Source organism: Aeromonas sp. 25-248 (genome assembly GCF_053005425.1).
Map to the genome: position 1 here is coordinate 28,185 of NZ_JBRKTB010000009.1, position 10,406 is coordinate 38,590.

The 10,406-nt window shown below is 61.1% G+C and carries 11 protein-coding genes; 3 read left to right on the plus strand and 8 right to left on the minus strand.

The features are described from left to right. Positions 1-28: 28 nt before the first annotated feature. On the plus strand, positions 29-877 hold the full coding sequence (locus tag ACVDHI_RS13650; RefSeq protein ID WP_128271560.1) for a hypothetical protein: 849 nt from the start codon (positions 29-31) through the stop codon (positions 875-877). Between the two features lie 187 nt (positions 878-1,064). Here the strand turns inward: ACVDHI_RS13650 and ACVDHI_RS13655 are convergent, their stop codons facing one another. From ACVDHI_RS13655 to rnr, 4 genes are all read right to left on the minus strand, one after another. Next, the gene (locus ACVDHI_RS13655) at positions 1,065-1,520 is read right to left on the minus strand and encodes a GNAT family N-acetyltransferase (protein ID WP_201890521.1); all 456 of its coding nucleotides are present in this window, start codon (positions 1,518-1,520) and stop codon (positions 1,065-1,067) included. Positions 1,521-1,671: 151 nt separating this feature from the next. Continuing rightward, positions 1,672-2,241, minus strand: coding sequence for a Crp/Fnr family transcriptional regulator (locus ACVDHI_RS13660; protein ID WP_270672066.1), 570 nt, complete (start codon positions 2,239-2,241; stop codon positions 1,672-1,674). A gap of 7 nt (positions 2,242-2,248) precedes the next feature. Then, positions 2,249-2,998: a 23S rRNA (guanosine(2251)-2'-O)-methyltransferase RlmB gene (gene rlmB, locus ACVDHI_RS13665; RefSeq protein ID WP_041214488.1), complete on the minus strand. Its 750-nt coding sequence runs from the start codon at positions 2,996-2,998 to the stop codon at positions 2,249-2,251. Continuing rightward, positions 2,995-5,388 carry a ribonuclease R gene (gene rnr, locus ACVDHI_RS13670; protein WP_010673114.1) on the minus strand — a complete coding sequence of 798 codons (2,394 nt, stop codon included), beginning with the start codon at positions 5,386-5,388 and terminating at the stop codon, positions 2,995-2,997. The genes rlmB and rnr overlap by 4 nt, the downstream gene beginning before the upstream one ends. 133 nt (positions 5,389-5,521) lie before the next feature. Between rnr and ACVDHI_RS13675 the strand changes: the two genes are divergently transcribed. Continuing rightward, positions 5,522-6,544, plus strand: a complete 1,023-nt coding sequence (locus ACVDHI_RS13675) for a GGDEF domain-containing protein (RefSeq protein WP_041214487.1) — start codon at positions 5,522-5,524, stop codon at positions 6,542-6,544. Positions 6,545-6,605: 61 nt separating this feature from the next. Here the strand turns inward: ACVDHI_RS13675 and luxS are convergent, their stop codons facing one another. Genes luxS through ACVDHI_RS13695 form a run of 4 tightly spaced genes read right to left on the minus strand, consistent with a single transcriptional unit; the run spans position 6,606 to position 9,753 of the window. Beyond that, positions 6,606-7,115, minus strand: a complete 510-nt coding sequence (gene luxS / locus ACVDHI_RS13680) for an S-ribosylhomocysteine lyase (protein WP_010673112.1) — start codon at positions 7,113-7,115, stop codon at positions 6,606-6,608. 18 nt (positions 7,116-7,133) lie between these two features. Beyond that, the gene (locus ACVDHI_RS13685; protein ID WP_041210965.1) at positions 7,134-7,736 is read right to left on the minus strand and encodes a transglycosylase SLT domain-containing protein; all 603 of its coding nucleotides are present in this window, start codon (positions 7,734-7,736) and stop codon (positions 7,134-7,136) included. Positions 7,737-7,782: 46 nt separating this feature from the next. After that, positions 7,783-8,121, minus strand: coding sequence for a nitrogen regulatory protein P-II (gene glnB, locus ACVDHI_RS13690; RefSeq protein WP_005308848.1), 339 nt, complete (start codon positions 8,119-8,121; stop codon positions 7,783-7,785). A gap of 9 nt (positions 8,122-8,130) precedes the next feature. Next, positions 8,131-9,753: an NAD+ synthase gene (locus tag ACVDHI_RS13695; protein ID WP_447212173.1), complete on the minus strand. Its 1,623-nt coding sequence runs from the start codon at positions 9,751-9,753 to the stop codon at positions 8,131-8,133. A gap of 137 nt (positions 9,754-9,890) precedes the next feature. Between ACVDHI_RS13695 and ACVDHI_RS13700 the strand changes: the two genes are divergently transcribed. Next, positions 9,891-10,394, plus strand: coding sequence for a GspH/FimT family pseudopilin (locus ACVDHI_RS13700; RefSeq protein ID WP_010673109.1), 504 nt, complete (start codon positions 9,891-9,893; stop codon positions 10,392-10,394). Positions 10,395-10,406 lie beyond the last annotated feature (12 nt).

Consider the following 10,406-nt stretch of genomic DNA (forward strand, 5'->3'; position numbering starts at 1 on the left):
CTCATCATCTCGTTGCGGGAGCCCTGCCATGGAACATACCCGAGCCAGCTTCGTACTGGGCCACCATCAGGAACAGGCCAGCGTCGTCTGTTGCAAACAGGGGGATCCGACCCTGCTGGTCACCGACCTCACCCCCTTTCATCCCCAGAGCCACCTCTGGCCCGATCAACCTGGTGACGTGGGCACAGTGCGCTGGGAAGGGGGGGAAGCGGCCGTGGGCCCCTGCCGCATGGGCGCCATCAGTCCCGAGGGCGAGCTGTTCGTGGATACGGAGATTCCGGTCAAGCGGGGGGCGGATGGGTGGGCTTTCGTGGTGGTGCATCCCCTCGCCGGTTCCCATCACCTTGCCATTGGCTCGCCTGTGGAACTGACGGTGGATGCCGAGGCTCGCCATGCCCTGAGCCTGGGCCACAGCGCCTGCCACCTGGTGGCACTGGCCCTCAATCGGGCGCTCACGCCCTATTGGCGAAAGGAGACGAGCGAGCTTGACGCTCTCGGGCAGCCGGATTTCGACCGCCTCGCCATCCAGCACTCCCGGGTCGAGCCCAGAGGATCAAAGGAGCAGTACCGGATCGGCAAGAGCCTTCGAAAAAAGGGAATCAACAGCGAGGCACTGCTGGCCGACCTCGACAGGATAGCGCTCCAGGTCAACGAGCAGCTGATGCGCTGGCTCAAAGAGGGAGGCGAGATCCGCCGTAGCCGGGCCGGTGAGGCCATCATCGATTCCCGCTACTGGCATGGCATGGTGGACGGTCGGGAGATCACCATTCCCTGTGGCGGCACCCATGTGAGCAGTCTGACCGAGTTGGGCCAGGTTCAGGTGACGCTGGCCCCCAGTGAAGAGGGATTTACCCTCACCACCCGGGTCACCCCCTGAACCACCCCAGCCTTCCTGATGCTGCACTGCCCTGACCGGGGCGGTGCCCCGACAGAGAGGCCCGCAGGCAGATCAGCGCGGCGGTATCTCACCCCGGGCTGCGACCCCATGGCCACGGGGTAGCAAAAAACCATGCGATGCACCACGGATGAGGGGCCACTTGCCCCTTTCCTGGCGCCTGACGATGTCAGGCAGGCTCCCTTCGCATCCCCATGTGAGGGATGTCATCTTCCAGATACCCTTCCCCTTCGGCCACGAAACCATGCTGGCCGTAAAAACCTTGCAGGTGGGCCTGTGCACCGAGCCAGATGCTGTGTGCAGGCCAGCGTGCCTCGCACTCTCTGACCGCTTGCACCAGCAGGCGGTGACCCAGTCCGCCCCCCCGCGACGTGGGAGAGGTGACCACGCGGCCGATGGCAGCGCCGCTGTCATCACCAATGCCGGGTGCCATGATGCGGGCATAGGCCGCCAGGTGATCCCCCTCACGACCGAGCAGATGCAGCACGCCGTCACGGCGATCCAGCCCGTCCAGATCCTGGAAGGGACAGGTCTGCTCCACCACGAACACCTCGGCGCGCAGGGCAAGCAGCTCATACAATTCATCCGTGGTCAGCTCGGACCAGGATTTCATACTCCAGTTCATGAATGACTCCTGTTTAATGGGGTCTGACAGCATAATCTTGCTCCCGACGAGGGGCATTAACCTTGGTTAAGTTAGCCCCCTTCTCATCCAATGCGGACATGGTCGGCAAAGAGCCGCTCTCTGCCCAGATTCATCGGCAACCCCTTCTGGCTCAACCCTGATCGCGCGTTTTCAGCCGCCTGCGGATGCGGCTCAGGCTGATGGGGGTGATCCCCAGATAGGCGGCAATCTGGTGATCCGGAACCCTGGCATCCAGCGCGGGGAAGCTTCGCAGAAAATGCTGATAGCGCGCCTCTGGGCCCCCGGTCAGCAGCAACAGCTCTTTCTCCTCCTTGATGCGCAGTTGCACTTCAAGGAGATGGTGATACCAGGCGGGCCAGCAAGGGAGTCGGCGCAGATCCACCAGCGGAAGAAGCTGCAGTCGGCAAGGCTCCAGCGCCTCCACGCTGTAGCGGGCGGGCTCACCACTGAGCAGGTGGTGGAAGTCGATAAACTCGTCCCCCTCCCAATAGAACTCCTTGATGTACTCGCGGCCATCCGCCAGCACCACCTTGGCCCGCAGCAACCCCTCCTCCACCCTGACCAGCAGCGCCGGACTGTCACCGGCATGCCAGAGGCAGGAGCGAGGGGGCAAGGTCAGGGAGCGGACAAAAGAGAGGAGGCGCTCGGCCTCCTGCTCATCTGCAACCCGTTCCCAGACAAAGGGGGGTCTGTCGGTCATCGTCTTGTCAGACGCGGCGCTGGCGCACGGCTTCGAACAGGCAGACACCGCTCGCCACCGAGACGTTGAGGCTGGATACCGCCCCCGCCATGGGGATGCTCACCAGCTCGTCGCAATGTTCGCGGGTCAGGCGGCGCATCCCCTTGCCTTCGGCCCCCATCACCAGCGCCATGGGGCCGGTGAGTTTGGCCTGATAAAGATCGTGATCCGCCTCGCCGGCGGTACCCACGATCCAGACGCCGCGCTCCTGCAGCTCGCGCAGGCTGCGGGCCAGGTTGGTGACCTGGATGAGCGGCACCACTTCGGCGGCGCCACAGGCGACCTTGCGCACCACGGATGTGAGGCCTGTGGCCTTGTCCCGCGGCACGATCACCGCGTGCACACCGGCCGCATCGGCACTGCGCAGACAGGCACCGAGATTGTGTGGATCGGTCACCCCGTCCAGTACCAGCAGGAAGGGCGCTGTCTCTTGCGCCGCCAGACCGTCCAGCAGACTGGCCAGGTCGTGCTCGGCCAGCTTGGGCGCTTCAATCACCTTGGCCATGATGCCCTGGTGATTGTTGCCTTCCGCCTTGTCATCCAGCGTCTTGCGGTTCACGCTCTGCACCCTGATACCGAGGGACTCCAGCTCGGCCAGCAGGGGATGCAGCCGCTCGTCATCGCGGCCCTTGAGGGCCCACACCTCGATGAAGCGCTCGGGGGTGCGCTCCAGCAGCGCGGAGACGGCGTGAATGCCGTAGATCAGTTCAGTACTCATTTAGTGCTCTTGGCCTTGTCGCGAGCCTTTTTGCTCGGTCGTCTGTTGCTGGGCTTGGCACGGCCACCCTTGTCGGATTTGCCGCTCTCCTTGCCCTCTTTGCGTTTCTCGTGGCGCTGGGCGCTCTTGGCCTTCTCTTTCTTGATCTCGGCCTGCTTGCGCGCCATCTCCTTGGCGTTCTTGCCGGTGGCCTTGAGGGGCTCTTCCACCATCACGAAGTCGATCTTGCGATCGTCCAGGTTCACGCCCATCACCTTGACCCGCACCTTGTCACCCAGACGGTAGCGGCGGCGGAAGTTCTCGCCGATCAGCTGCTGGTGCAGGGGGTCGAACTGGTAGTAGTCGTTGGTGAGGGTGCTGACGTGCACCAGACCGTCGATGTGGATCTCCGCCAGACGCACGAAGAAGCCAAAACCGGTGACGCTGGCGATGACGCCGTCAAACTCGTCACCCACGTGATCCAGCATGTACTCGCACTTGAGCCAGTCTGCCACGTCGCGAGTGGCGTCATCAGCACGGCGCTCCGTCATGGAGCAGTGCTCGCCCATGGGGTCCACTTCTTCCAGCTGGTAGTGGTAGCCACCGCTCGGGGTCCACTTGTGGCGCAGGTTGCCCTGCTGCTCCTTGGCGGTCTGATACTTGATCGCCCGGTGCAGGATGAGATCCGGGTAGCGACGGATCGGCGAGGTGAAGTGCGCGTAGGACTTCAGGGCCAAACCGAAGTGACCGATGTTGTCGGCCTGATAGATGGCCTGACGCATGGAGCGCAGCAGCATGGTGGAGAGCAGTTCCGCATCCGGGCGCCCTTCGAATTTGGCGGCCAGATCGGCAAAGTCCTTCGGCTCGGGCTCCAGGCCCCCCTTGAGCTCCAGACCCAGTTCGGCCAGGAAGTCGCGGAAACCGGTGAGACGCTCTTCGCCCGGACGGTCGTGCACCCGGAACAGGGCGGCGGCCTCGTTCTTCTCGATGTAGCGGGCGGCCGCCACGTTCGCCTGGATCATGCACTCTTCGATGATCTTGTGGGCGTCATTGCGCACCAGCGGTACGATACGGTCGATCTTGCGCTGGGCGTTGAAGATAAAGCGGGTCTCCTCGCTTTCGAACTCCACCGCACCGCGTTGATGGCGAGCATGCTTGAGCGCCTTGTAGAGGTTGCTCAGCTCCTCGATGTGGCCCACCAGCGGATCATACTGCTGACGCAGCTTGGGATCCCCGTCCAGGATCGCCGCTACCTTGGTGTAGGTCAGGCGAGCGTGGGAGTTCATTACCGCTTCGTAGAACTTGTAGCCGGACATGCGGCCGGCAGCGGAGATGGTCATCTCGCACACCATGCAGAGCCGGTCGACCTGCGGGTTCAGGGAACACAGACCGTTGGAGAGCACCTCCGGCAGCATGGGCACCACGAACTCGGGGAAATAGACCGAGTTGCCGCGCTGATAGGCTTCGGTGTCGAGGGCCGTGCCCGGTTTCACATAGGCAGAAACGTCCGCGATGGCGACCCACAGGCGCCAGCCGCCTCCACGCTTGGCTTCACAGAAGACAGCGTCATCGAAGTCGCGGGCGTCTTCCCCGTCGATGGTCACCAGCGGCAGGGCGCGCAGGTCGATGCGACCCTCTTTGGCCTTCTCCGGCACCTGCTCACCGAGACCGGCGACCTCCTTGGTCACCTCTTCCGGCCAAGTGTGCGGAATACCGTGGGTACGCAGGGCGATCTCGATCTCCATACCGGGCGCCATGTTCTCACCCAGGACTTCCAAGACGGTACCGACCGCATTGAAGCGAGCAGTGGCGCGCTGGTTGATGCGCACGACTACGACCTGGCTCTGGCGAGCCCCCTTGTTCTCCCCTTCCGGGATGATGATGTCCTGGCCGATGCGGCTGTCATCGGGTACCACGAAACCGACGCCGTTCTCGACGAAGTAACGACCGACGATGTCCGCCTCGCGGGATTTGAGCAGGCGCACCAGACGCGCTTCCTGACGACCCTTGCGATCGATCTCGGTCGGCTGCACCAGGGCATAGTCGCCATGCATCAGGCGCTGCATCTCGCGGTTGTTCAGGAAGAGATCCGCTCCACCACCCTCGGGGCGCAGAAAACCGAATCCATCTTTGTGGCCAAGCACATAGCCTTTGACCAGATTCAGGCGATCCGGCAGGGCGTAACATTGGTTGCGGGTGAACACGAGCTGCCCGTCGCGCTCCATGGCGCGCAGACGACGTCGCAAGGCTTCCAACGGCTCTTCATCGGTCAGCTTGAGGACCTTGGCCAGCTCTTCCCGGGACATGGGTTTCTCATGGCCCTTGATGAGCTCCAGCAGCATCTCGCGACTGGCGATGGGGTTTTCGTATTTTTCGGCCTCGCGTTGGAGGAAAGGATCTTTTTGAGACATAAGCAGGCCTTAGGGTAGGTAATAACGCAGACATTATATCGGAGGGGGGAGCTAATGGCATCCATCGACTGCCTTTTGGCCATTCTCTCTGTCATACTGGACACAGTTTGCAGGTATGTGAGACTCGGAACTCATGAGCAAGGACTCGTTCGCCCAATCTGCCGCCTATTTGAAACAGGCGGTTCCCCTGATGATCAAGTATCAAATTCCCACCACGCCGAACAACTATCACCTTTGGTACAGCTATGTCTCCGGCGACATGCCCGAACTCAACCATGCCGTCGATCAGGCGATAAAGCAGCAGGGAACCTTCTCCCTGACCACCTGTGAGCGTCTCTACCACCAGCACCTTGCGGCCCAGGACGAGCAGCAGATGGAGGCGATGAAACTCAATCTGGCCGCCATGGCCAGCGAGCTGAGTCACTCGATGCAGGATGCCATCTCCGATACCGGGCTGTTTCAGGAGATGCTCGACAAGAGTTTCGACAAGCTGAGCAAGATAGACGACGAGGGGCTCAGCCTGGAAGACACCATGGGGATCCTGCGGGATCTCGTGCGCGAGTCGCGCGACGTACGCATGTCCACCCTCCACTTTCGCAACCAGCTCAGCAGCGCCGAGAAAGAGATCAAGGAGCTGAAACAGGCCCTGAACGAGACGAGGAAGCTGGCCACCGAGGACCCGCTCACGTCTCTGCTCAATCGACGCGCCTTCGATCTCGAGATGGACAGCCTCATCCGCAGCAAGCAGCCCTTCTCCCTGATCCTGACCGATATCGATCGCTTCAAGAACTTCAACGACGAATATGGACATCTGCTGGGGGACCAGGTGCTGCGCATCGTCGGCAAGCGGCTGCGAGAGGCCAGCAAGGAGGGCATAACCGCCTATCGCCTGGGGGGGGAGGAGTTTGCCCTCTTGGTGCCAAACCGCGCCCTGGCACTGACCCGCCAGATGGCCGAGAGCCTGCGTCGCGTCATCGAGCGGATGTCGATTCTGGATCGCAAATCCGGGCGACGCATCGATCACATCACCGCCTCGTTCGGTGTGGGGGAATACATCCCCCAGGAGACGGCAGACACCCTGATCGAGCGTACCGACAAGCTGCTCTACAAGGCCAAGGAGCTGGGACGCAATCGGGTGATGCCACTGCCCTCCTGATCCCACCAAATGCAAAAAGGCCGGTCATTGACCGGCCTTTTTCATGCTTCCCTTCTCGGGATCAGAGGCTTTTCAGCTTCTCTTCCGGCAGGGCCAGCTCGTCATTGTGGTTGACACCGATACCGCGCTCCAGCACATGGCGGGCGATGGCATGGGCCTCTTCCAGCGAATGCATGCTGTAAGTACCGCACTGGTATTCGTTCAGCTCGGGGATCTTGCCCTGATCCTGCACGGTCAGCACGTCGCTCATGGCGGCCTGCCAGGCAGCGCCAACACGGGCTTCATCCGGCGCACCGATCAGGCTCATGTAGAAGCCGGTGCGGCAACCCATGGGAGAGATGTCGATGATCTCCACCCCATTCCCATTGAGATGATCACGCATGAAGCCGGCAAACAGATGCTCCAGAGTATGGATGCCGCGCTCGGAGAGGATCTCCTCGTTCGGCACGCAGAAACGCAGGTCGAACACGGTGATGGTGTCCTTGTTCGGGGTCTGCATGGTCTTCGCCACCCGCACTGCCGGGGCGGCCATGCGGGTATGGTCGACGGTAAAACTGTCCAATAACGGCATTTCTGACTCCTGATTTGGTTACCAGAACCAGCCCCCGCTGGAGAGCTGATCCTTGCATTGTCGATACTGGGCACCGTAGCGCTGGGCACGGGCCTCCACCTTGCGGGAGACCTTCATCAGCCATCCCTTGCTGCGGTAGCTGCCACGTCGGTAGCCCCCCCAGCCTTCGTGATAATTGAGATACTGGCCATAGGCATCCCACTTGGACGTGCCGTTGAGCCGCTGTGCCTTGTGAGTGTACCAGCCCATGAAATCGATGGCGTCGGCAAAGTCGTCGCGATCGCTCCAGCTGTTGCCGGTTTCCCGCTGGTAGTCGGCCCAGGTTTCGTCTTTCACCTGGGCATAGCCGTAGGCTGAACTGGCCCGCCCGGTGGGGATGAAGAGGAAATACTGCATCGGCGGCTGGGCATCATGCACGAAGGAGGACTCCTGGTACATCATGGCCATCACTACCTGGACAGGTGTCCCCCACTTCTCGTTCATCTTGAGCGCCGCCTCGTGCCACTCGGGTTTCTCCCGAAAGATCTGGCACAGGTTTTCCGGCTGGGCCGGCGGCCGGGTACTGCACGCGGTGAGCGCCATCAGGCACGCCGCCACGACCCCGATACGGTAAAACGACATCAGAGCGACAGACTCTTGCTGTTCATCACAGGGCACATCCACCACATCAGATCGCGTCTTCGTTCTCTTCACCAGTACGAATACGAATGACGCGCTCCACCTCGCAGACGAAGATCTTGCCATCACCGATCTTGCCGGTACGCGCTGTGTTCTGGATGGCTTCCAGGCAGGCATCGAGATCCTCGTCCTGCACCACCAGCTCCACCTTGACCTTGGGCAGGAAGTCGACCATGTACTCGGCACCGCGATAGAGCTCGGTATGCCCCTTCTGGCGGCCGAACCCCTTGACCTCGGACACTGTCATGCCGTTGATGCCGATCTCGGCCAGGGCCTCGCGTACATCGTCCAGCTTGAACGGTTTGATGATGGCTTCAATCTTCTTCATGGTGACTCCTTACCAGTTCTGTTTGCCGAACCCGGACGTGATGGGATAGCGGCGGTCCTTACCAAAGTTGCGAGCCGTGATGCGAGGGCCGACGGCGGCCTGACGGCGCTTGTATTCGTTGAGATCCACCAGGCGGATCACCTTGCGTACCACCGCCTCTTCGAAACCTTCCGCCACCATGTCGGCGACAGACGCATCCTCTTCCACGTAGCGCTTGAGGATGGCATCCAGGATGTCATAGGGGGGCAGGCTGTCCTGGTCCACCTGATCCGGTGCCAGTTCGGCCGATGGGGGACGATCGATGACCCGCTGCGGGATCACGTACTCCACGCTGTTGCGATATTCGCACAGCTTGAAGACCAGGGTCTTGGGGACATCCTTGAGCACATCAAAGCCACCCGCCATGTCGCCATACAGCGTGGCGTATCCCACAGCCATCTCGCTCTTGTTGCCAGTGGTCAGCACGATACGGCGGCGCTTGTTGGAGAGCGCCATCAAGAGTACACCGCGGCAGCGGGCCTGCAGGTTCTCTTCGGTGGTGTCGCGGGCGGTCCCTTCAAACAGAGGTGCCAGCTGGGTCATGAAGCCTTCGAACATGGGTTCGATGGAGATGATGTTGAACTCCACCCCCATCCGCTCGGCCTGCTCCTTGGCATCCTCCACGCTCATCTGGGCGGTGTAGCGGAACGGCATCATCACCGCCTGCACCTTGTCCGCCCCGATGGCATCGGCCGCAATGGCCAGGGTCAGCGCAGAGTCGATACCACCGGAGAGACCCAGCACGGCGCCGTGAAAACCGTTCTTGGTGACATAGTCGCGCACCGCCAGCACCAGGGCCTGATAGGTCTCGGCCAACGGCTCCAGCGGCGCGGCGGGTTCCCGCTCCTTTACCGGCTGACCATCGGCAAAGCGCACCAGCGCCAGCTCTTCGGCAAACGGAGCCAGCTTGTGGGTCAGCTCGCCCTGGCTGTTGAACACCTTGGAGCAGCCGTCGAAGATCAGCTCGTCCTGGCCGCATACCTGATTGAGGTAGATGAGCGGCAGGCCGGTCTGATCGCAGCGTTCCGTCATCAGCTCGCGGCGGATCCAGGGTTTTTCCTGATCATAAGGAGAGGCATTGATGGTGAGCAGCAGCTCGGCCCCCGCCGCCTTGGCGGCCAGCGCCGGACCCGGCTGCCAGAGATCTTCGCAGATGAGCAAACCCAGCTGATGGCCACGGAACGGCACCACACAGGTATCGGTCGCCGCAGTGAAGTAGCGCTTCTCGTCGAACACCCCGTAGTTGGGCAAGTCCTGTTTGAAATAACGTGCCCGCAGTTGACCGCGCTCGTAGAGAGACGCCGTATTGTAAAGCGCCCCCTCTTCGCGCCAGGGATGGCCCACCAGAATGGCACATTGTCCCTGCCATGCCGCGATGCGGGACAGCGCGGCCTCGACCCGGATCATCAGGTCGGCGCGCAGCAGCAGATCCTCAGGCGGGTATCCTGTCAGGGCCAGCTCGGAGCAAACCAGCAGATCGGCCCCTTGCTGATCGGCCTGGGCTGCTGCCGCCAGTACCTTGTCACAGTTATCTTCGATGGCGCCTACCGTCAGATTTAACTGGGCAAGCATCAGAGAGAGGGCTTTTGCCATGGCGATGCATCTTGAATTCGAAAATGATGGGGAATGATAAAGAAAAGGCGCTGGCTGTGCCAGCTCAACACTTGGGCTTTGCGCTGGTGTTCTGGCTGTCTGGAGATAAGATGTAACTAATCGAGGGAGATATTGACATGATCAAGGACGAGAAAGGATTCACCCTGCTGGAACTGATGATCGCCGTCAGTCTGGGGGTCATCTTGCTTGGTATTGGTGCACCGGCCATGTCGAGCCTGCTCAATGAGAATGCCTTGAAATTTGAATCTCGCACACTCTTGAAATATCTGCGTTTTGCTCGTAGCCAAGCCATCGACAACCAGCAATCTGTCACTGTGTGCCTTGCCAATGCCAGTGACAATTGTGTCACCGCCAATCCGACCCAATTCCTCGTGTTCGTCGACGGTAATGGCAATGACATTTTCAATAACGGTGAGCAGATTCTGGCAAGAAGCCCTCAGCTATCTGACTCGCTGACTGCTGCAAACAATCGAACTTCCACTACCTTCAGCCCTGATGGCACCAGCCTGGGTACCAATGCCACCATCACGCTGTGTCGTTCAGGAAATGCCCAGATAAATCTGGTCATCTCTCCCTCCGGCCGCACCACCCAATCTACCCAGGCAAATATCTGCCTCTGAATGAAGTCCTTC

Bases quoted from the DNA above. Each gene is read 5' to 3' on its own strand.
- ACVDHI_RS13675 (WP_041214487.1), top strand. From the start codon at position 5,522: ATGAGCAAGGACTCGTTCGCCCAATCTGCCGCCTATTTGAAACAGGCG.
- ACVDHI_RS13655 (WP_201890521.1), bottom strand. From the start codon at position 1,520: ATGAACTGGAGTATGAAATCCTGGTCCGAGCTGACCACGGATGAATTG.
- rnr (WP_010673114.1), bottom strand. From the start codon at position 5,388: ATGTCTCAAAAAGATCCTTTCCTCCAACGCGAGGCCGAAAAATACGAA.
- ACVDHI_RS13650 (WP_128271560.1), top strand. From the start codon at position 29: ATGGAACATACCCGAGCCAGCTTCGTACTGGGCCACCATCAGGAACAG.
- ACVDHI_RS13685 (WP_041210965.1), bottom strand. From the start codon at position 7,736: ATGTCGTTTTACCGTATCGGGGTCGTGGCGGCGTGCCTGATGGCGCTC.
- ACVDHI_RS13660 (WP_270672066.1), bottom strand. From the start codon at position 2,241: ATGACCGACAGACCCCCCTTTGTCTGGGAACGGGTTGCAGATGAGCAG.
- ACVDHI_RS13700 (WP_010673109.1), top strand. From the start codon at position 9,891: ATGATCAAGGACGAGAAAGGATTCACCCTGCTGGAACTGATGATCGCC.
- glnB (WP_005308848.1), bottom strand. From the start codon at position 8,121: ATGAAGAAGATTGAAGCCATCATCAAACCGTTCAAGCTGGACGATGTA.
- rlmB (WP_041214488.1), bottom strand. From the start codon at position 2,998: ATGAGTACTGAACTGATCTACGGCATTCACGCCGTCTCCGCGCTGCTG.
- ACVDHI_RS13695 (WP_447212173.1), bottom strand. From the start codon at position 9,753: ATGGCAAAAGCCCTCTCTCTGATGCTTGCCCAGTTAAATCTGACGGTA.
- luxS (WP_010673112.1), bottom strand. From the start codon at position 7,115: ATGCCGTTATTGGACAGTTTTACCGTCGACCATACCCGCATGGCCGCC.